General features: G+C 62.7%; 23 protein-coding genes. All 23 read right to left on the bottom strand.

Annotated features, from left to right (window positions below; all coding sequences use genetic code 11):
* Position 1 precedes the first annotated feature (1 nt).
* The 23 genes from UW3_RS0120100 to UW3_RS0119985 all read right to left on the bottom strand — a co-directional run bounded on the left by UW3_RS0120100 (position 2) and on the right by UW3_RS0119985 (position 21,193).
* Positions 2-481, bottom strand: a complete 480-nt coding sequence (locus UW3_RS0120100) for a chemotaxis protein CheW (protein ID WP_010225041.1) — start codon at positions 479-481, stop codon at positions 2-4.
* Positions 482-545: 64 nt separating this feature from the next.
* Positions 546-1,415 carry a CheW domain-containing protein gene (locus UW3_RS0120095; RefSeq protein ID WP_010225039.1) on the bottom strand — a complete coding sequence of 290 codons (870 nt, stop codon included), beginning with the start codon at positions 1,413-1,415 and terminating at the stop codon, positions 546-548.
* Entirely contained in the window at positions 1,415-2,203 is a 789-nt protein-coding gene (locus UW3_RS0120090; RefSeq protein WP_010225035.1) for a ParA family protein, read from the bottom strand. Before UW3_RS0120090 ends, UW3_RS0120095 begins: the two co-directional genes overlap by 1 nt.
* A gap of 45 nt (positions 2,204-2,248) precedes the next feature.
* Positions 2,249-3,136, bottom strand: a complete 888-nt coding sequence (gene motD, locus UW3_RS0120085) for a flagellar motor protein MotD (RefSeq protein ID WP_010225033.1) — start codon at positions 3,134-3,136, stop codon at positions 2,249-2,251.
* Positions 3,137-3,139: 3 nt separating this feature from the next.
* Positions 3,140-3,880, bottom strand: coding sequence for a flagellar motor protein (locus UW3_RS0120080; protein WP_010225031.1), 741 nt, complete (start codon positions 3,878-3,880; stop codon positions 3,140-3,142).
* A complete protein-coding gene (locus tag UW3_RS0120075; protein WP_010225029.1) occupies positions 3,880-4,995 on the bottom strand; it encodes a protein-glutamate methylesterase/protein-glutamine glutaminase in 1,116 nt (371 codons plus the stop codon). Before UW3_RS0120075 ends, UW3_RS0120080 begins: the two co-directional genes overlap by 1 nt.
* Positions 4,996-5,040: 45 nt before the next feature.
* Positions 5,041-7,275, bottom strand: coding sequence for a chemotaxis protein CheA (locus UW3_RS27365; RefSeq protein WP_010225028.1), 2,235 nt, complete (start codon positions 7,273-7,275; stop codon positions 5,041-5,043).
* Positions 7,276-7,287: 12 nt separating this feature from the next.
* Positions 7,288-8,076, bottom strand: a complete 789-nt coding sequence (locus tag UW3_RS0120060; RefSeq protein WP_010225027.1) for a protein phosphatase CheZ — start codon at positions 8,074-8,076, stop codon at positions 7,288-7,290.
* Between the two features lie 19 nt (positions 8,077-8,095).
* Entirely contained in the window at positions 8,096-8,470 is a 375-nt protein-coding gene (locus UW3_RS0120055) for a chemotaxis response regulator CheY (RefSeq protein ID WP_036990294.1), read from the bottom strand.
* Positions 8,471-8,573: 103 nt separating this feature from the next.
* Positions 8,574-9,314 (bottom strand): RNA polymerase sigma factor FliA, encoded by a 741-nt coding sequence (gene fliA, locus UW3_RS0120050; protein ID WP_010225024.1) that lies wholly within the window; start codon positions 9,312-9,314, stop codon positions 8,574-8,576.
* Positions 9,311-10,144 carry a flagellar synthesis regulator FleN gene (gene fleN / locus UW3_RS0120045; RefSeq protein ID WP_010225023.1) on the bottom strand — a complete coding sequence of 278 codons (834 nt, stop codon included), beginning with the start codon at positions 10,142-10,144 and terminating at the stop codon, positions 9,311-9,313. Before fleN ends, fliA begins: the two co-directional genes overlap by 4 nt.
* 120 nt (positions 10,145-10,264) lie before the next feature.
* On the bottom strand, positions 10,265-11,575 hold the full coding sequence (flhF, locus tag UW3_RS0120040; protein WP_010225021.1) for a flagellar biosynthesis GTPase FlhF: 1,311 nt from the start codon (positions 11,573-11,575) through the stop codon (positions 10,265-10,267).
* Between the two features lie 11 nt (positions 11,576-11,586).
* Complete coding sequence (gene flhA / locus UW3_RS0120035) at positions 11,587-13,716, bottom strand: flagellar biosynthesis protein FlhA (RefSeq protein WP_010225019.1); 2,130 nt, start codon at positions 13,714-13,716, stop codon at positions 11,587-11,589.
* A gap of 190 nt (positions 13,717-13,906) precedes the next feature.
* Positions 13,907-15,043, bottom strand: a complete 1,137-nt coding sequence (gene flhB / locus UW3_RS0120030; RefSeq protein ID WP_010225018.1) for a flagellar biosynthesis protein FlhB — start codon at positions 15,041-15,043, stop codon at positions 13,907-13,909.
* Between the two features lie 2 nt (positions 15,044-15,045).
* Complete coding sequence (gene fliR / locus UW3_RS0120025; RefSeq protein ID WP_026001414.1) at positions 15,046-15,828, bottom strand: flagellar biosynthetic protein FliR; 783 nt, start codon at positions 15,826-15,828, stop codon at positions 15,046-15,048.
* A 1-nt stretch (position 15,829) separates the two neighbouring features.
* On the bottom strand, positions 15,830-16,099 hold the full coding sequence (fliQ, locus tag UW3_RS0120020) for a flagellar biosynthesis protein FliQ (RefSeq protein ID WP_010225013.1): 270 nt from the start codon (positions 16,097-16,099) through the stop codon (positions 15,830-15,832).
* A gap of 21 nt (positions 16,100-16,120) precedes the next feature.
* Complete coding sequence (gene fliP / locus UW3_RS0120015; RefSeq protein ID WP_010225011.1) at positions 16,121-16,873, bottom strand: flagellar type III secretion system pore protein FliP; 753 nt, start codon at positions 16,871-16,873, stop codon at positions 16,121-16,123.
* The gene (fliO, locus tag UW3_RS0120010) at positions 16,873-17,316 is read right to left on the bottom strand and encodes a flagellar biosynthetic protein FliO (RefSeq protein WP_085989528.1); all 444 of its coding nucleotides are present in this window, start codon (positions 17,314-17,316) and stop codon (positions 16,873-16,875) included. Before fliO ends, fliP begins: the two co-directional genes overlap by 1 nt.
* Before the next feature lie 12 nt (positions 17,317-17,328).
* Positions 17,329-17,793, bottom strand: coding sequence for a flagellar motor switch protein FliN (gene fliN, locus UW3_RS0120005; protein WP_010225007.1), 465 nt, complete (start codon positions 17,791-17,793; stop codon positions 17,329-17,331).
* A gap of 46 nt (positions 17,794-17,839) precedes the next feature.
* A complete protein-coding gene (fliM, locus tag UW3_RS0120000; RefSeq protein ID WP_010225006.1) occupies positions 17,840-18,808 on the bottom strand; it encodes a flagellar motor switch protein FliM in 969 nt (322 codons plus the stop codon).
* A gap of 9 nt (positions 18,809-18,817) precedes the next feature.
* Positions 18,818-19,312, bottom strand: a complete 495-nt coding sequence (gene fliL, locus UW3_RS0119995) for a flagellar basal body-associated protein FliL (protein WP_010225005.1) — start codon at positions 19,310-19,312, stop codon at positions 18,818-18,820.
* A 131-nt stretch (positions 19,313-19,443) separates the two neighbouring features.
* A complete protein-coding gene (locus UW3_RS0119990) occupies positions 19,444-20,754 on the bottom strand; it encodes a flagellar hook-length control protein FliK (RefSeq protein WP_010225004.1) in 1,311 nt (436 codons plus the stop codon).
* 91 nt (positions 20,755-20,845) lie between these two features.
* A complete protein-coding gene (locus UW3_RS0119985; RefSeq protein ID WP_010225003.1) occupies positions 20,846-21,193 on the bottom strand; it encodes an Hpt domain-containing protein in 348 nt (115 codons plus the stop codon).
* Positions 21,194-21,202: the final 9 nt, after the last annotated feature.

Below are 21,202 nucleotides of genomic sequence, written 5' to 3'. Positions count from 1 at the left end.
CTCAGATGTTCTCCAGCTCGGACCACTCTTCCTCGGTCATCATCTTGTCCAGCTCGACCAGGATCAGCAGTTCGTTGTTCTTGTTGCACACGCCCTGGATGAACTTGGCCGATTCCTCGTTGCCGACATTCGGTGCGGTCTCGATTTCCGACTGACGCAGGTAAACCACTTCGGCAACGCTGTCGACCAGGATGCCGACCACTTGCTTGTCGGCCTCGATGATGACGATACGGGTGTTGTCGGTGATCTCGCTGGACAGCAGGCCGAAGCGCTGGCGGGTGTCGATCACGGTAACCACGTTACCGCGCAGGTTGATGATGCCCAGCACGTAGCTCGGGGCCCCCGGGACCGGGGCGATCTCGGTGTAGCGCAGGACTTCCTGCACCTGCATCACGTTGATGCCGTAGGACTCGTTGTCCAGTTTGAAGGTCACCCACTGCAGGATCGGATCTTCGGAACCTTGTGCAGACGATTTTTTCATTCCCCTATCCCTCAAAATCCGCCATCGGCGGTGTGCTCAGTGCGGTCGCGGCAGATGCGGCCGATTATTTATGGGTGTCGTGCAGCTGCTTGACTGCGCCACTGGCGATCAACTCGGCCAGTTCGGCGACGTCGAGCAGCGCGCACATGTGTTCGATTACGGTACCGGCCAGCCATGGCCGCTGGCCGCGCTGGCTGCGCCATTTGATCTCGTTGGGGTCCAGGCGCAACGAGCGGCTGACCTGATGCACCGCCAGCCCCCATTCGTAGCCCTGAACCGAAATCACGTACTGCAGGCCCTGGCGAAAGTCATCCCGATAACGGTCGGGCATGACCCAGCGGGCGGTGTCCAGGACCTTGAGGTTGCCACTCTGGCTGGGCAGGATGCCGAGGAACCAGTCCGGCTGGCCGAACAACGGTGTCAATTCGTGGCCCGCCAGCGAGTAGATCGAGCCCAGGCACACCAGCGGTACCGCCAGGGTCAGCCCCGCGACGTCGAACAACAGGCATTCGAACGGCTCGGCGGCCCAGGCCGGACGGCCGTCGATAGTGGCCGGCGGTACCGGTTGATTGGGGGCTGGCGGCAGGTGCACGTCCACCAGCGGCTCGACCGGCGCAACCTGGGCAACCTCGGCCAGCGGCTGGGGCGCTTCGACTACGGGCTCGACTACCGGCTCGACCACCGGTGGCAAGGTCAGCGGCAACACCGGCCGCGGCGGTTCGGCAAATGGCCGTGGCGCAGGCGTCACCGCCGCCTGGGCCGCAACCTGGGCATCACGGGCCTGCTCTTCACGTACCGCCGCCTGGAATTCGTCCGGCTCGACCGATACCGGCAGCACCTCGTCGAGTTCTTCGGTGGCCTCCTGCAGCAAGCCATCGAGGTAGCTCTGCAAGGCCAGTTGTGGCCGGCTGGCAAGCTGTTGAGGGCGATTCATCAGGCCACCTGCAAGGCAAGGTTCTGCGTCAGCAGGTGCTTGAGCAACGCACGGTAGGCCACCACGCCGCGGCTTTTACCGTCGAATTGCGACGGCGTCTGCCCGGCCCGGCTGGCATCACGCAGGCGCGTGTCGACCGGGATGTAGCCCTGCCAGATATGTTCGGGGTAGGCGTCGCGCAGCACCCGCAAGGTGCCCATGGAGGCCTGGGTGCGGCGGTCGAACAGGGTCGGCACGATGTGATAGGGCAAGGCCTGCTTGCGCGAGCGGTTGACCATCGCCAGGGTGCTGACCATGCGTTCCAGGCCCTTGACCGCCAGGTACTCGGTCTGCACCGGGATCACCAGTTGCTGGCTGGCCGCCAGGGCGTTGACCATCAGCACGCCGAGCAATGGCGGGCTGTCGATGATGGCGTAGTCGAAATCCTGCCACAGCTGCGCCAGAGACTTGGCGATCACCAGGCCCAGGCCACTCTGGCCCGGCGACTGACGCTCGAGCACGGCCAGGGCGGTGCTCGACGGCAACAGCGAGATCTTCTCGTCACTGGTCGGCAGCAGCAATTGCCCGGGCAAGCCTTCGGGCACCGTGCCCTTGTGCAGGAACAGGTCGTAGCAGCTGTGCTCCAGCGCATCGGGGTTATGCCCGAAATAGCTGGTCATCGACCCGTGCGGGTCGAGGTCGACGACAACCACGCGCTTGCCCGCCTCGGCCAGCAGGCCGGCCAGGGCGATGGACGTGGTGGTCTTGCCGACTCCACCTTTTTGATTGGCTACTGCCCAGACTCTCATTGCGTTGCTTCCTCCCGGTACGGCAGCCTGCCCTGCCGGGATCGGTTATAGGGTCGGTGACGGGGAATTGACGCGATTGTCGCCCACCGTCGGTGCTACCGCTGCCGGTGCAGTTTGTGTGCCAGCCCGCTTCATGGCCGCATCCGGGGTGGCATTGGCGCTGCCAGTACCGGTCAGGCTGCGGCGAACCTCCAGGTTGCGCGAGATCACCAGCACCACCCGTCGGTTACGCGCGCGGCCTTCGGCAGAGTCGTTGGCGGCAATCGGCTGGAACTCGCCATAGCCGACCGAGGCCATGCGCGCCGGGTTCACCCCTTCCATGGCCAGCAGACGGACGATACTCGCCGCCCGCGCCGACGACAGCTCCCAGTTGGTCGGGTACTGCGCGGTACGAATCGGCAGGTCATCGGTAAAGCCTTCGACATGCACCGGGTTGGCGAACGGCTTGAGGATTCTCGCCACCTTCTCGATGATGTTGAACGCCACATCGCTGGGCATGGCGTCGCCGCTGCCGAACAGCAGCGAGGAATTGAGTTCGATCTCGACCCACAGCTCGTTGCCGCGCACGGTCATCTGGTCGGATTTGATCAGGTCGCCGAAGGCGTCGCGCACATCATCGGTGATGGTCTTGAGGGGGTCGCTGCTGGCCTGCGCCAGGCCCGCATCGACCTGCTCGCTGTCCTTGATCAACGGCTCGGCCGGCTTGACGCTGAGCGGGCGCTCGTCGCCGATGGGGATCGGCTTCATGCTTCGCTCGGGGTCGTTGAACACGCCGATCAAGGCCTGGGAAATGACCTTGTACTTGCCCTCGTTGATCGAGGAAATCGAATACATGACCACGAAGAAGGCGAACAGCAAGGTGATGAAGTCGGCATAGGACACCAGCCAGCGTTCGTGGTTTTCATGCTCTTCGGGTTGTCGACGGCGCGCCATGTGTTACTCCATGAAGCCCTGAAGCTTCAGCTCGATCGAGCGCGGGTTCTCGCCTTCGGCGATCGACAGCAAACCTTCCAGGAGCATTTCCCGGTAGCGCGACTGGCGCAGGGCCAGGGCCTTGAGCTTGTTGGCGATCGGTAGCAGGATCAGGTTGGCACTGGCGACACCATAAATGGTGGCGACGAAGGCCACGGCAATGCCATTGCCCAACTGCGACGGGTCAGCGAGGTTGCCCATCACGTGGATCAAGCCCATCACCGCACCGATGATACCGATGGTCGGTGCATAGCCGCCCATGCTTTCGAACACCTTGGCAGCCTGCACATCGCGGCTTTCCTGGGTGTAGAAGTCGACCTCGAGGATGCTGCGGATGGCCTCGGGTTCAGCGCCATCGACCAGCAACTGCAAACCTTTGCGCGCGTACGGGTCCGGCTCGGCATCGGCCACCCCTTCAAGGCCCAGCAGGCCTTCCTTGCGCGCGGTCAGCGACCAGTTGACCACCCGATCGATGCCGCCGGCCAGGTCGACCCGTGGCGGAAAGATAATCCAGCGCACAATCTGCAGCGCACGCTTGAAGGCACTCATCGGCGATTGCAGCAAGGCTGCCGCCAGCGTGCCGCCAAGCACGATCAACGCCGCCGGACCGTTGAGCAGCGCCGACAGGTGACCGCCTTCGAGGTAGTTGCCACCAACGATGGCGACAAATGCCAGGATGATCCCGATTAGGCTCAAGACATCCATCAGACGCAGGCCTCGACCAAGTGCTTGCCGATCTCGTCCAGGCTGTACACCGCGTCTGCCAGGTTGGCTTTGACGATGGCCATGGGCATGCCATAGATCACGCAACTGGCTTCATCCTGGGCCCACACCGTGCTGCCGCCCTGTTTGAGCAGGCGCGCGCCTTCGCGGCCATCGGCGCCCATGCCGGTGAGCACCACCGACAGCACCTTGTCGCCGTAGGACTTGGCCGCCGAGCCAAAGGTGATGTCCACGCACGGCTTGTAGTTCAGGCGCTCATCGCCCGGCAGGATCTTCACCGTGCCGCGACCATCGACCATCATCTGCTTGCCACCCGGGGCCAGCAGGGCCAGGCCCGGGCGCAGGATGTCGCCGTCCTCGGCTTCCTTGACGCTGATCTTGCACAGCTTGTCGAGGCGTTCGGCGAAGGCCTTGGTGAAGGCCGCCGGCATGTGCTGGATCAATACGATCGGCGCCGGGAAATTGGCCGGCAGCTGGGTCAGAACCCGCTGCAGGGCCACCGGGCCGCCGGTGGAGGTACCAATGGCCACCAGCTTGTACGGCTTGCGCTTGGGCGCTGGCGACGAACTGGCCGCCGCTGCGCTGGCACGTGCCGGGGCTGCGGCGCGTGGCGCAGGCGTACTGCCCAGGCTGCTGACGCTCGGCTGGGGGCTCGGTGCCGGGGCTGGCGCGGGGCTGGCGTAGGCGCTGAAACGACGGTTGCTGCGGGAAATGGTATGAACCTTTTCACACAGCAGTTGCTTGACCTTCTCGGGGTTGCGCGAGATGTCTTCGAAGTTTTTCGGCAGGTAATCGACCGCACCGGCATCCAGGGCGTCAAGGGTAACGCGGGCGCCCTCATGGGTCAGCGAGGAGAACATCAACACCGGGGTCGGGCAACGCTGCATGATGTGACGCACAGCGGTGATGCCATCCATCATGGGCATTTCATAGTCCATGGTGATGACGTCGGGCTTGAGCGACAGCGCCTGGTCGATCGCTTCCTTGCCGTTGGTCGCGGTACCGACGACCTGGATAGTCGGGTCCGCTGAAAGAATTTCCGAGACACGGCGGCGGAAGAAACCGGAATCATCCACCACCAGGACCTTGACTGCCATAAACACTCCATTAGGGGGCGCGGCATATGCGCCGCGCCACCAGAATCAAATACGCCGGGCGGCGTAACGCTTGAGCATGCTCGGAACGTCGAGGATCAGCGCAATGCGCCCGTCACCGGTAATGGTGGCGCCCGACATGCCCGGGGTGCCCTGGAGCATCTTGCCCAGCGGCTTGATGACCACTTCTTCCTGGCCCACCAGCTGATCGACGACGAAGCCGATACGCTGCGTGCCCACCGAAAGGATCACCACATGGCCCTCGCGCTGCTCTTCATGAGCGGCCGAACTGACCAGCCAGCGCTTGAGGTAGAACAGCGGCAAGGCCTTGTCGCGCACGATCACCACTTCCTGGCCGTCGACCACGTTGGTGCGCGACAGGTCGAGGTGGAAGATCTCGTTGACGTTGACCAGCGGGAAAGCGAACGCCTGGTTGCCGAGCATGACCATCAGCGTTGGCATGATCGCCAGGGTCAGCGGCACCTTGATGACGATCTTCGAACCCAGGCCCTTGGTCGAGTAGATGTTGATCGAGCCGTTGAGCTGGGAAATCTTGGTTTTCACCACGTCCATGCCCACGCCACGCCCGGACACGTCGGAGATCTCGGTCTTGGTCGAGAAGCCCGGGGCGAAGATCAGGTTGTAGCACTCGGTCTCGCTCAGGCGGTCGGCGGCGTCCTTGTCCATCACCCCGCGCTTGACCGCGATGGCGCGCAGCACGTCGGCGTCCATGCCCTTGCCGTCATCGGAGATCGACAGCAGGATGTGATCGCCTTCCTGTTCGGCCGAGAGCACCACCTTGCCGCCACGGGACTTGCCCGAGGCCTCGCGCTCTTCCGGGGTCTCGACACCATGGTCGACGGCGTTGCGCACCAAGTGCACCAGCGGGTCGGCCAGGGCCTCGACAAGGTTTTTGTCGAGGTCGGTCTCTTCACCGACCAGCTCCAGGTTGATCTCTTTCTTCAGCTGCCGGGCCAGGTCGCGAACCAGGCGCGGGAAGCGCCCGAAGACCTTCTTGATCGGCTGCATGCGGGTCTTCATCACCGCGGTCTGCAGGTCGGCGGTGACCACGTCGAGGTTCGACACAGCCTTGGACATGGCCTCATCGCCGCTGTTCAGGCCCAGGCGCACCAGGCGGTTACGCACCAGCACCAGCTCGCCGACCATGTTCATGATCTCGTCGAGCCGCGCGGTATCGACCCGAACGGTGGTCTCGGTTTCGCTGGCCGGGTGCTTCTCGGCAGCCGGTGCGGCCTGGCGTGCAGGTGCAGGCGCAGGTGCCGGTGCAGCCGCTTTGGCAGCCGGGGCTGGCGCAGCAGCCTTGGCGACCGCTGCCGGCGCAGGCTTGGCCGCAGCCTTGGCTGGCGCTGCGGTGGCGGCAGGTGCAGCAGCGGCTACGGCATCCGGGGCGAACTTGCCCTTGCCGTGCAACTCATCGAGCAGCGCTTCGAACTCGTGCTCGGAGATGTGCTCGCCGTCCGCGGCAGGCGCGGCGGCAGGCGCAGGGGCGGCAGCGGCGCCCGGCAGTGCATCGACGGCAAAGGTACCCTTGCCGTGCAACTGATCGAGCAGCGCTTCGAATTCGTCATCGGTGATATCGCCACTGGCGTCGCTGCCAGCAGGTGCTGCGGCGGGTGCTGGCGCGCCGGCACCGAGGTTGTCGGCGGCGAACTGGCCCTTGCCGTGCAACTGGTCGAGCAGCGATTCGAACTCGGCGTCGCTGATTTCGTCACTGCCAGGTTCGGCCACCTGGGCCTCGGCTTCGGCCTTGACCGCGTTGAGCGAGTCGAGCAGCTGTTCGAATTCGGTGTCGGTGATATCCGCCTCGGCCTCGGCCGCTGGCGCTTCAACCACCTCGGGTTCAGCCGCAGGTACCGCCACTTCGTCTTCCCCGGCAGGCTCGGCCAGGCGCGACAGCGCCGCCAGCAGCTCGGGGGTGGCAGGTGTGATATCGGTGCGTTCGCGCACCTGGCCGAACATGCTGTTGACCGTGTCCAGGGCTTCCAGGACCACGTCCATCAGTTCGGCGTCAACGCGCCGGGCACCCTTGCGCAGGATGTCGAACACGTTCTCGGCGATATGGCAGCACTCCACCAGCTCGTTGAGCTGGAGGAAGCCGGCGCCCCCTTTTACAGTGTGAAAACCGCGAAAGATCGCATTGAGCAGGTCGGCATCATCCGGACGGCTTTCCAGCTCGACCAGTTGCTCGGACAGTTGCTCAAGAATTTCGCCGGCTTCTACCAGGAAATCCTGAAGGATTTCTTCATCGGCGCCGAAGCTCATTAAACGTGCTCCCTAAAAACCCAGACTGGACAGCAGATCGTCGACATCGTCCTGACCGGACACGACGTCTTCACGCTTATCGGCATGAATCTGCGGACCTTCACCCCGAGTCGGATGTTTTTCTTGATCTTTTTCAGCGCGCAGCTGCTGGTGGTCATGTTCGATACCGGCAAAACGGTCGACCTGGCTTGCCATCAGCACGAGCTTGAGCAGATTGCTTTCTACTTCGGTGACCAGCGTCGTGACGCGCTTGATCACCTGGCCGGTCAGGTCTTGATAGTCCTGAGCCAGAAGGATGTCATTGAGGTGCCCGGCGACCTTGCGGCTGCCCTCCTCGCTACGCGTCAGGAAACTGTCGACGCGCTTGGCCAGCTCACGGAACTCCGGTGCCGCCACTTCGCGGCGCATGAAGCGCTGCCAGTCGACGCTCAGCGCCTTGGCCTCGTCGCTCAGTTCGTTGAGTACCGGCGTGCTGGCTTCGACCAGGTCCATGGTGCGGTTGGCCGCGCCCTCGGTCAGCTTGACCACGTAGGACAGGCGTTCGGTCGCATCGGTGATCTGCGACACTTCCTCGGCCTGCGGCATGTGCGGGTCGATCTGGAAGCTGACGATCGCGCTGTGCAGCTCGCGGGTGAGTTTGCCGACTTCCTGGTACAGGCCTAGGTCACGGGTCTGGTTCAGCTGATGGATCAGTTGCACCGCATCGCCGAACTTGCCTCGTTCCAGGCTGTCGACCAGTTCCTTGGCGTGTTTCTTGAGTGTCGACTCAAACTCGCCCAAGGATGATTGTGTTTGCTCCATAGCGCCCCCGTGGCGTACCTCAGCTATTGACGCGCTCGAAGATCTTTTCGATCTTTTCTTTCAGCACCTGGGCGGTAAATGGCTTGACCACATAGCCGTTGACCCCGGCCTGGGCGGCTTCGATGATCTGCTCGCGCTTGGCTTCGGCAGTCACCATCAGCACCGGCAGGTGCTTCAGGCGCTCGTCGGCACGCACCTTGCGCAGCAAATCGATACCGGACATGCCAGGCATGTTCCAGTCGGTCACCAGAAAGTCGAAATGGCCGCTTTCAAGCATCGGCAGCGCAGTGTTGCCGTCGTCGGCTTCCTGGGTGTTGGTAAAGCCCAGGTCACGCAACAGGTTCTTGATGATCCGCCGCATCGTCGAAAAGTCGTCCACGATGAGGATTTTCATGTCTTTGTTCAATTAGACCTCCAAGCAGTCTTTAACGCGTTCAGCGCGGAACGCGCATTCAATCAATTCGGCACTACATTTCACGACTGCATCGAACCGGTGTTCAACGCGCCCGCCATTCCCCCAGGCGGCCACGCAAACGTGCCGCGCACTGGCTGTGCAACTGGCTGACACGCGACTCACTCACCCCCAGGACCTCACCGATCTCCTTGAGGTTGAGTTCTTCGTCGTAGTACAGCGCCAGGACCAGACGCTCACGCTCCGGCAGGTTGGCGATTGCATCGGCCAAGGCTGCCTGAAAACGCTCGTCCTCCAGATCGCGCGAAGGCTCGAGCTGGGCACTGGCACCGTCCTCGTGCAGGCCTTCATGTTCGCCGTCCTGCAACAGGTCGTCGAAACTGAACAGGCGGCTGCCCAGGGTGTCATTCAAAATCCCGTAATAATCATCGAGACTCAATTGAAGTTCGGCAGCAACTTCGTGATCTTTAGCGTCGCGGCCGGTTTTTGCTTCAATTGCACGAATCGCGTCACTGACCATGCGGGTATTGCGGTGTACCGAACGTGGCGCCCAGTCGCCCTTGCGCACTTCATCGAGCATGGCCCCGCGAATACGGATGCCGGCGTAGGTCTCGAAACTGGCCCCCTTGCTCGCGTCATACTTGTTGGCGACTTCGAGCAGGCCGATCATCCCGGCCTGGATCAGGTCCTCGACCTGCACACTGGCCGGCAACCGTGCCAGCAGGTGGTAGGCGATACGCTTGACCAACGGCGCGTAACGTTCGATCAACTCATACTGGGCATCACGCGAAGCCTTGCTGTACATCCGATAACCGCTGGCGTTCATAGCACCGGACCCGCACTCGTCGGTTGCACCAGACGCTCGACGAAGAACTCCAGGTGCCCCCGTGGGTTGGCAGGCAGCGGCCAGCTATCGACTTTCTGGGCAATGGCCTTGAACGCCAGCGCGCACTTGGAACGCGGAAAGGCTTCATAGACCGCTCGCTGCTTCTGCACCGCCTTGCGCACGCATTCGTCGTAAGGCACCGCACCGACGTATTGTAGGGCGACATCGAGGAAGCGATCAGTGACCTTGGTCAACTTGGCGAACAGGTTGCGCCCTTCCTGCGGGCTCTGGGCCATGTTCGCCAGGACACGGAAGCGGTTCATGCCGTAATCGCGGTTGAGCAGCTTGATCAGCGCATAGGCGTCGGTGATCGAGGTAGGTTCGTCGCACACCACCAGCAGTACTTCCTGGGCGGCGCGGACAAAACTGACTACCGAGTCACCGATACCCGCAGCGGTATCGATCACCAGTACATCGAGGTTGTCGCCGATCTCGCTGAAGGCCTGGATCAGGCCGGCGTGCTGGGCCGGGGCCAGGTGCACCATGCTCTGCGTACCCGAAGCCGCCGGCACGATGCGCACACCGCCAGGGCCTTGCAGCAGCACATCGCGCAGCTCGCAACGGCCTTCGATGACATCGGCCAGGGTGCATTTGGGCGTCAGGCCCAACAGCACGTCAACGTTGGCCAGCCCCAGGTCGGCGTCCAGCAGCATGACCCGACGGCCAAGCTCAGCCAGCGCCAATGACAGGTTCACTGACACATTAGTCTTGCCGACGCCACCTTTGCCGCCGGTCACGGCGATCACCTGTACGGGATGCATGCTACCCATGTTTGTTCTTTACCTTGTCTTACTTAGACCGAGGCCACATGACTGGGCTGCGCTTTCAACACCTGAAAAATGCCTGGCAGACCATTGATGTAGGTACTTTGCAACGTATTCATATTCACCTCAGCCCACGCGTTTGCCGGAGCTGTGGTAGAGATCAGCGAACATGTCGGCCATGGCCTCTTCGCTGGGCTCGTCCTGCACCTGCACACTCACGGCACGGCTGACCAACTGGTGCCGGCGCGGCAGGTGCAGGTCGTCAGGAATGCGCGGGCCATCGGTAAGATAGGCCACCGGCAATTCGTGACTGATCGCCAGGCTCAATACTTCGCCGAGGCTGGCGGTTTCATCTAGCTTGGTCAGGATGCAACCGGCCAGGCCGCAGCGCTTGTAGCTGTGGTAGGCGGCGGTGAGCACCTGCTTTTGGCTGGTGGTTGCCAGCACCAGGTAATTCTTGGCCTGAATCCCGCGTCCGGCAAGGGTTTCAAGCTGCATGCGCAGCGCCGGGTCGCTGGCCTGCAGGCCGGCGGTATCGATCAACACCACGCGCTTGCGCAGCAGCGGGTCGAGGGCCTGGGCCAACGACTGGCCCGGGTCGACGTGAGTGACCGAGACGTTGAGAATCCGCCCCAGGGTCTTGAGCTGCTCCTGGGCACCGATGCGAAAGCTGTCCATGCTCACCAGGGCCAGGTTCTGCGCGCCGTACTTGAGCACATAGCGCGCCGCGAGCTTGGCCAGGGTGGTAGTTTTGCCCATGCCGGCCGGACCGACCATGGCAATGACACCGCCTTCTTCGATAGGTTCGATTTCCGGCACTTCAATCATGCGTGCAAGATGCGCCAGGAGCATGCGCCAGGCGTGGCGCGGCTCTTCGATTTCGGTGGTCAGCTCGAGCAGTTCACGGGCAATCGGGCCGGACAGGCCAATGCGCTGCAAGCGACGCCAGAGGTTGGCCTGCTGTGGCTTGTTGCCCTGCAACTGGCTCCAGGCCAGCGAGCCGAGCTGCACTTCAAGCAGTTCGCGCAGGCCCGACAACTCCGAACGCATCGAGTCGAACAGGCGTGGATCGATCGGGGCAGCCGCCGGCGCAGCAGACACCACCGGCGCTTCGACCTGCGGGTCGATCAACGGCTCGGAAGCGGTCAGCGGCAGGCCGGCAAACAGCTGACGGTTGGCGTCTTCGCTCTCGCTGCGACTGCTCAGTTCGGCCTGGGCGGTGACGATGCGCGACTGGGTCTTGCGCAGCTCGTCTTCAAGCTCGACGTTCGGCACCCGCGGCGCCAGGGCGGACAGCTTGTAGTCCAGCGCAGCCGTCAGCTCGACACCGCCAGCAATCCGTCGGTTGCCGATGATGGCGGCCTCGGCCCCCAGCTCATCGCGAACCAGCTTCATGGCCTGACGCATATCGGCGGCGAAAAAACGCTTAACTTGCATAACCCACTACCTCAGCCGTTCGGGCCCACTGTGGCGACGATGGTAACTTGCTTGTTGTCAGGTATTTCCTGGTACGCCAAAACATGCAAATTCGGTACAGCCAGGCGACCGAAGCGCGACAGCATGGCTCGTACCGGTCCTGCGACCAGGAGGATCGCCGGCTGCCCTTGCATCTCCTGACGCTGGGCGGCTTCGATCAACGAACGCTGAAGCTTTTCGGCCATGCTCGGCTCCAGAAGAACACCGTCTTCCTGGCCTTGCCCAGCCCTTTGCAAACTATTGAGCAAAATCTGTTCCAATCTTGGCTCAAGGGTGATGACAGGCAGCTCGGACTCAACGCCGACAATGCTTTGCACGATAGCGCGACACAATCCGACGCGCACCACCGCCACCAATGCGGCGGTATCTTGACTCTTGGCCGGGTTGTTGGCGATAGCCTCGGCAATGCTGCGAATATCGCGTACCGGAACCTGCTCGGCGAGCAATGCCTGCAGGACCTTGAGCAGCCCCGACAATGAAATGACGCTCGGCACCAATTCTTCGGCGAGCTTGGGCGAGGCCTTGGCCAGCACCTGCAGCAACTGCTGCACTTCTTCGTGACCGATCAGCTCGTGACAGTGCTTGTGCAGGATCTGGTTGAGGTGGGTGGCGACCACGGTACTGGCGTCCACCACCGTGTAGCCCAGCGACTGCGCCTGGCTGCGCTGGTTGATGTCGATCCACACCGCTTCCAGGCCAAAGGCCGGGTCGCGAGCGGCAATGCCGTTGAGGGTACCGAACACCTGCCCCGGGTTGATCGCAAGCTCGCGGTCCGGGTAAATTTCGGCCTCGGCCAGGATCACCCCCATCAGGGTCAGGCGGTAAGCGCTGGGCGCCAGGTCGAGGTTGTCGCGAATGTGCACCGTAGGCATGAGAAAGCCCAGGTCCTGGGAGAGCTTTTTGCGCACCCCCTTGATCCGCGCCAGCAACTGCCCACCCTGGTTGCGATCGACCAGCGGAATCAGCCGATAGCCGACCTCCAGGCCGATCATGTCGATCGGGGTGACGTCATCCCAGCCCAGCTCTTTGGTTTCCATGGCGCGCTGTGGCGACGGCAGCAGGTCCTGCTGGCGTTGCACCTCTTCCAGGGCCTTGACCTTGGCCTGGTTCTGCTTGCGCCAGACCAGGTAGGCGCCACCGCCGGCCAGCAGGCCCAGGCTCAAGAAGGCGACGTGCGGCATGCCCGGGACCAGGCCCATGACGATCATCAGGCCGGCGGAGACCGCCAGGGCCTTGGGCGAGTCGAACATTTGCCGGTTGATCTGCTTGCCCATGTCCTCGGAGCCCGAGGCGCGGGTAACCATGATCGCGGCCGCAGTGGACAGCAACAGCGATGGCAACTGCGCCACCAAACCGTCACCAATGGTCAGCAAGGCGTAGACCTTGCCGGCATCGGCAAAGGTCATGTTGTGCTGGAACATGCCGACGGCCATGCCGCCGATCAGGTTGATGAACAGGATCAGCAGGCCGGCGATGGCGTCACCGCGGACAAACTTGCTGGCACCGTCCATCGAACCGTAGAACTCGGCCTCCCCGGCCACTTCGGCGCGGCGCGCCTTGGCCTGGGCCTGGTCGATCAGACCGGCGTTGAGGTCGGCGTCGATGGCCATCTGCTTGCCGGGCATGGCGTCGAGGGTAAAGCGCGCGCTCACCTCGGAAATACGCCCGGCACCCTTGGTGACCACCACGAAGTTGATGATCATCAGGATCGCGAAGACCACGATACCGACCACGTAGTTGCCGCCGATCACCACCTCGCCGAAGGCCTGGATCACCTTACCGGCGGCTTCGTGGCCATCGTGACCATGGAGCATCACCACCCGCGTGGACGCCACGTTGAGCGCCAGGCGCAGCAAGGTTGCCACCAGCAGGATGGTCGGGAACGCGGCGAAGTCCAGCGGGCGCAAGGCATAGACGCAGACCAGCAGGACCACGATCGACAGGGCGATGTTGAAGGTGAAGAACACGTCGAGCAAAAACGGCGGGATCGGCAACATCATCATTGCCAGCATCACCAGCAGCAACAGCGGCACACCCAGGTTGCCCCGGCCTAGACCGACCAGGTTGCTACGGGCACTGTTGATTAACTGAGAGCGATCCACCGGTATTCCTCGTTAGCTCAAGCAAAACTTTGACGCCTTTGAGGCGCGCTGCGCTGCCTTTGCAAGAAGCTTTCCAACTTTGTTGAACGAGGTGGTTTGAGTGGCTCGGGGCTGCTGGTTCCCACAATGAGCCTGCACGCACAACCCCTGTGGGAGCTGGCCTTGCCAGCGATGAGGCCAGCAATGTCGATCAGGAATCGCGTTGCAGGTCTGGCGGGATCGGCAGGTCCTTGAGCGGCTCTGGCGGCTTGCCCTTGCCGGCGCGGTACTGGCGGATCTGGTAGACATAGGCCAGCACCTGGGCCACTGCCAGGTACAAGCCGGCGGGAATCTCTTCTTCAAGCTCGGTGGAGTAGTAGATCGAACGCGCCAGCGCCGGCGATTCGAGCACCTGGATCTTGTGCTCGTTGGCGATCTCGCGAATCTTCAGGGCAATGAAGTCGGCACCCTTGGCCAGCAACAGCGGCGCCGAGCCCTTCTCCGGGTCGTACTTGAGCGCCACCGCATAGTGGGTCGGGTTGGTGATGATCACGTCGGCCTCGGGGATCGCCGCCATCATCCGCCGCTGCGAAGCTTCGCGCTGCAACTGGCGAATACGCTGCTTGACCTCGGGCTTGCCCTCGGAATCCTTGTACTCGTCACGCACTTCCTGCTTGGTCATCAGCAGCTTCTTGTGCGCCTGCCAGAGCTGGATCGGCACATCGACGGCGGCAATGATCAGCAGGCCGGCGGCCATCCACAGGGCACTCCAGCCCACCACCTGCACGCTATGAATGATGGCCTGCTCCAGCGGTTCGTTGGCAATCGCCAGCAGGTCATCGCGATCGGCCGAGAGCACCGCCAGGGCGACGATGAGAATCATGAAGAACTTGGCCAGGGCCTTGAGCAGCTCGGACAAGGCGTTGACCGAAAACATCCGCTTGATCCCCGACAGCGGGTTCATGCGGCTGAACTTCGGCGCCAGCGAGCTGCTGGAAAACAGAAAGCCGCCCAGCGACACCGGGCCGATGATCGCGGCAATCAACAACACCAACAGCACCGGCTGGGTTGCCAGCAGGGCGATCTTGCCGGACGCCATGAGAAAGATCCCCATGGAGCGCTCATCGATGAGCACCTCGCGCGACAGTGTGAAGTTGGTGCGCATCAACTCCATCAGGGTTTGCGCCAGGCCACCGCCAAACGCCAGCAATGCACCCGCCCCGGCAAGGGTCACGGTGACAGTGTTGAGCTCCTTGGAACGGGCGATCTCACCCTTCTCGCGGGCGTCCTTCTTGCGCTTCTCGGTGGGGTCTTCTGTCTTGTCCTGACCGCTTTCGCTCTCTGCCATGCTCAGCGCGCCCGTGCCAGTTCACGCAGCCATTGCAGGGCCTCGGAGGCCAGCGAATGGTAGTGAGGAATGATATCGGCCAGGGTAATCCAGAAGATCACCAACCCCAGCACCAGGGTCAGCGGAAAGCCGATGGAAAAGATGTTCAGTTGCGGTGCTGCACGCGTCATCACACCAAAAGCAATGTTGACCACCAGCAGCGCGGTAATCGCCGGCAACACCAGCAGCATCGCCGCACCCAGCACCCACCCCAGGCGCCCGGCCAGGTCCCAGAAATGGTTGACCAGCAAGCCGCCGCCCACCGGCAAGGTGGTAAAGCTTTCGGTCAACACCTCGAAGACCACCAGATGGCCGTTGATAGCGAGGAACAGCAAGGTCACCAGCATGGTCAGGAACTGGCTGACCACCGCGACGTTGACACCGTTGGCCGGGTCGACCATGGAGGCGAAGGCCATGCCCATCTGGATCGCGACGATCTGCCCGGCAATCACGAAAATCTGGAAGAACAACTGCAGCGCCATGCCGAACAGGGCGCCGATGATGATCTGCTCGGCGATCAGCAGCAGGGCCCTGAGGTCCAGCGCATTGACCTCAGGCATGGGCGGCAGCCCAGGGACGATCACCACGGTAATCGCCAGGGCGAAATACAGGCGAATGCGCGCCGGCACCAGGGTGGTGCCAAAGATCGGCATGGTCATCAGCACAGCGGTGACGCGAAACAGCGGCAGGATGAAGCTGGCCACCCAGGTACTGATCTGCGCATCGGTGAGCTCGAGCACGGCCAGGTCAACCAATCAGTTGCGGAATGCTGCCGTACAACGACAGGATGTATTCCATGAACTTCTGCACCAGCCAGGGCCCGACCACGATCAGGGTGATCAGCATGACCAGCAGGCGCGGCAGAAAGCTCAGGGTCTGTTCGTTGATCTGCGTGGCGGCCTGGAACATGGCCACCACCAGCCCCACCAGCAGGCTCGGCACCACCAGGATGGCCACCATCAGGGTGGTCAGCCACAGCGCGTCACGAAACAGGTCGACAGCCACTTCAGGGGTCATGGACTACTTCTCCTCGCGACGTCAGACGCCGCCGAAACTGCCGGCCAGGGTACCCATGATCAGCGCCCAGCCATCGACCAGGACGAACAGCATGATCTTGAACGGCAACGAGATGATCAGCGGCGAGAGCATCATCATACCCATGGCCATCAGCACACTGGCGACCACCAGGTCGATGATCAGGAACGGGATGAAGATCATGAAACCGATCTGGAACGCGGTCTTGAGCTCCGAGGTGACGAAGGCCGGCACCAGGATGGTCAGTGGCGCCTGATCAGGGCTGGCGATGTCGGTGCGCTTGGACAGGCGCATGAACAGGTCCAGGTCACTCTCGCGGGTTTGCGCCAGCATGAAGTCCTTGAGCGGCACCTGGGCCTTGCTGATGGCATCCTGGGCGCTGAGCTTTTCGCTCAGGTACGGCTGCAGGGCATCCTGGTTCACCCGGTCGAACACCGGCGCCATGATGAACATCGTCAGGAACAGCGCCATGCCGGTCAGGATCTGGTTCGACGGGGTCTGCTGCAGGCCCAGGGCCTGGCGCAGAATGGAGAAGACGATGATGATGCGGGTGAAGCTGGTCATCAGCACGACGAACGCCGGGATGAAGCTCAGCGCCGTCATGATCAGCAGGATCTGCAGGCTGACCGAATACTCCTGCTGCCCGTCTGCCCCGCTGGACAGGGTGATCGCCGGAATCGACAGCGGATCAGCCGCCAAAGCCATTGGCGCCGCCAGCAACAGCGCCAGCGTCAACATCATGCGCAACGCGCCCATCACGATCTTCCCTTCTGATCCTTGCCCATCAGCTCCATCAAGCGCTGGGCGAATTCTGGTGTTGCCTGACGCGCGCTGACGGGCACTTCGACTGGCTCGGCCAATACATGCAAGGCCTCGATTGTGCCTGGCGAATGGCCGATGAGAATCTGCTCCTTGCCAACCTGTATCAGCAGCAGGCGATCTCGCGGCCCCAGCGAACGGCTGCCGAGGATCTCGATGACCTGAGCACTGCCCGGTGCGGCGTTCTGCACCCGGCGCAGCAGCCAGGCCAGGAAAAAGATCAGCCCCAGCACCAACAGCAAGCCCAGCACCAGCTGGGTCAACTGCCCCGCCGCGCTGCCACTCGCCGTCGGCGCCACCACGGCAGCGGCCGGCTGCGTAACGGCGGCCAGGGCGACATCCACATACAGGCCACCACACAGGGCCAGGCCGTTGCGCAGGAGCCTGCTCACTCAGCGCAACTTCTTGATGCGTTCGCTTGGGCTGATCACGTCAGTCAGGCGGATGCCGAACTTTTCGTTGACCACGACCACCTCGCCGTGGGCGATCAGGGTGCCGTTGACCAGCACGTCCAGCGGTTCGCCGGCCAGGCGGTCGAGCTCGATCACCGACCCCTGGTTGAGCTGCAGCAGGTTGCGGATGTTGATTTCGGTGCTGCCCACTTCCATGGAAATGCTCACCGGGATATCCAGGATCACATCCAGGTTCGGACCATCGAGGGTGACCGGCTCGTTGCTGCGCGGCGAGCTGCCGAACTCTTCCATGGCCAGGCGGTTGGGCGATGTATTGCCGGCATCGGCAGCCAGCAAGGCGTCGATATCGGACTGCCCGGCGTCGCCAGTTTCTTCCAGGGCCGCAGCCCACTCATCGGCCAGGGCCTGCTCCTCCGGGGAGGTGATATCGTTTTCGTTAGCCATTTTGTCCTCGACGGGCAATCAATTCGGAGTTGGAACCACAAGCGCCTCAGCGGCGCTCGATCGGATCGATAATCTGCAGGGCCAGGTTGCCCTTGTGCGAACCCAGCTTGGCCTTGAACGACGGCACGCCGTTGGCCCGCAGGATCAGCTCTTCCGGCAGCTCGACCGGAATCACGTCGCCCGGCTGCATGTGCAGGATGTCGCGCAGCTTGAGCTGGCGACGGGCAACCGTGGCACTGAGCGGCACGCTGACGTCCAGCACGTCTTCGCGCAGGGCCTTGATCCAGCGCTCGTCCTGGTCGTCCAGGTCGGACTGGAAACCGGCGTCGAGCATCTCGCGCACCGGCTCGATCATCGAGTACGGCATGGTCACGTGCAGGTCACCGCCGCCGCCGTCGAGCTCGATGTGGAAAGTCGAGACCACCACCGCCTCGCTCGGCCCGACAATGTTGGCCATGGCCGGGTTGACCTCGGAGTTGATGTACTCGAAGTTGACCGGCATGATCGCCTGCCAGGCCTCCTTGAGGTCGACGAAAGCCTGGTCCAGGACCATGCGCACCACGCGCAGCTCGGTCGGGGTGAACTCACGCCCTTCGATCTTGGCGTGACGACCGTCGCCGCCAAAGAAGTTGTCCACCAGCTTGAACACCAGCTTGGCGTCGAGGATGAACAGCGAGGTACCCCGCAGCGGCTTGATCTTCACCAGGTTGAGGCTGGTAGGCACGTACAGCGAGTGCACGTATTCGCCGAACTTCATCACCTGCACGCCGCCCACCGCCACGTCGGCGGAGCGACGCAGCAGGTTGAACATGCTGATGCGGGTATAGCGGGCGAAGCGCTCGTTGATCATTTCCAGGGTCGGCATGCGTCCGCGGACGATCCGATCCTGACTGGTCAGGTCATAACTTTTGACACTGCCGGGTTCGGCATTGCTTTCGGTTTGCACCAGCCCATCGTCGACGCCATGCAGCAAGGCATCGATTTCATCCTGGGACAGCAGGTCCTGCACGGCCATCTGGGGCTCCTACTGCAATACGAAATTGGTGAACAGCAGCTGGTCGACGACCGGCTTGCCGACTTCCTTCTGTGCCACTTCCTGGACACTGGCAGTGGCTTTCTGACGCAGCATCTCCTGACCGACCGGGCTGGCCAGGGTATCGAACCCCTGCCCCGAGAACAGCATGACCAGGTTGTTGCGGATCACCGGCATGTGCACCTTGAGGGCATCCAGTGCAGCCTGGTCGCGGCCTTGCATGGTGATGCTCACCTGCATGAAACGCTGGCGGCCGTTCTGGTTGAAGTTGACCACGAACGCTGGCGCCAGGGGCTCGTAGATGGCCGCAGGCTTAAGGTTGGCCAGGGCCGGATCGACGGCCGGCTTGCTCTCGGACTGGTGCAGGAAGAACCAGGTGGCACCAACCGACAGACCGACGGCCAGCAACAACGCCAGTACCAACAGCAGGATCAGCTTGAGTTTGCCTTTTGCGGCGGGGTCTTTCTCTGCTTCGCTCTTCGCCATGCCAATAATCCGTCATTCATCGGAGATTTCAGTCACATGGCGAGGGTTGAGCAAGTGTTATGCCAACCTGGAAGGGCAAGGCTGCGCCTTGCATCGCTGGCAAGGCCAGCTCCCACAAAGACCGCAGCCAATCAGGCGTAGTAATCCACCGCGCTGGAGCCCACAACCGACTGCTGCTCGACCGGCATTGCGCCCGGTGCAATTTCAGCGGATTCACCAGCTTCATTGCGCCGCGCCGCCACGCCACTGAACTTCGGTGCATCCTGGGCGCCCTGCTGCTGCCCGCCACGGGACTGATCGGCGACGTTGACGTCCGGCTGCCCCAACCCCTGCTGGGCGAACATTTCCTTGAGCCGGTGCACCTGGTTCTCCAGCGCTTCGCGCACCCCGGCATGACCACTGACAAAGGTCACCTGGGCCTGTTGTTCCGGCGCCAGGTTGACGCGGATGTCCAGGCGCCCCAACTCGGCGGGCTCAAGCTTGATATCCGCCGACTTGAGGTTCTGGCTGGACAGGTACATGACCCGGTTGACCAGGCCTTCGGTCCAGCCGCCCTGGTTCATCGCCAACGGCTGGTTGAGCGGCGTCGCCACCGGCACGGCATTGGCAGTCTTGGCCGTGGCCGCCTGGGTCAGGCTGCTCAGGCGCTCGGCAAAGTTGTCGACGCGGGTATCGCTCGAAGCACTTTTCAGGTCCTTGAGCCCATCATCGATCAGGCCGCTGAAGGCTTTTTCGCCCGGCTCACCCTGCTCGGCATCGGCACCCGGCTTGTCCAGCAGGGCCGCCAGGGTATTGACGGCAGGCTGGGCAGGCATCGCCTCAGGCTGGGCAGCAGCAGGCTTGGCCGCGTGGGTGGAGGTAGTGCCCTGGGCCTGGGCACTCTGCTCCAGGGCCAGGCGCAAGGCCGGCAGGTCGGCCAGAGGATCTGCCTCAGGGTCAAAAGCAGCCTGCGGTTCAAGCACAGCTTCTGCTGCCGGCGACGCCACGACCGCAGGCTGTACCTGAAGCTGCGCAGCAGCCTGCACCACTGGCGCCACCGCTTCGGCCTGGGCCTGAATCAGTTGGGCGCCCGGCTGCGCATCGGTCACCTGGCCAGCCACCAGGCTGGAGTCGAGCAAGGTCGGATCTGCGCTCAGCGCCGGATCCGCTTCAGCGCCATCCTGCTCCTCAGGCAACTTTTTGCCGCTATCGGCAACCTTCGCGTCATCACCGGCGGTTTTCTTGCCGTCGTTGACGGAGGCAGGCGTGGCGCTGGCGTTTTCCCGCAGCGGCGGGTCGCCAGCCGTAGCGTTCGCCTCGCGAGACTCCTTGGCATACACCTGAGAAAAGCCGCCAGCCTTGTCGTTGGAGGCCTGCGGCGATTTTTCCGGCGCGCCGGTAGCGACGCGCGATGGCTTTGCCGGCGCACTGGCTTGCAGCAGGGAATTGGAAGCGACGGGCATGTAGGCGTCTCCACTACAGGGGTCGAAAGCGTAAGTTGGCGAAGTTCACGCAAAAGTCGCGCCAGGTTCCATTACTGACGCCACAATTTGCTCAGCCGATCGATACGCGCCGACGCTCTTCGCGATATAACTGACGCACCGCCGAATACTCGCGGTCGATCTGATTGATCAGATCCTCGATCCCCTGCAGCGGCCCATTATTGACCCGGTCTTCCAGCTGCCGGCACAACTCGGCCAACGCCAAGGCGCCCATGTTGCTGCTACTGCCCTTGAAGCTGTGCGCGGCATGCGCCAGCTCGTCGGCGTTTTTCGCTTCATGCAACTGGCTGAGGCGTTTTTCGGAATCGTCAAGAAAGGTTTCCAGCAAGTACAGGTAGCCATCTTCCATGACCTCCTGCAAATCGCTAAGCACCTTGCGATCGATGTGAATGTCGGACACTTGCTCACT

Source organism: Pseudomonas donghuensis (assembly GCF_000259195.1).
Lineage (GTDB): Bacteria > Pseudomonadota > Gammaproteobacteria > Pseudomonadales > Pseudomonadaceae > Aquipseudomonas > Aquipseudomonas donghuensis.
Note: the sequence above shows the minus strand (reverse complement) of the source record. Positions and strands in the feature narration are given on the sequence as shown.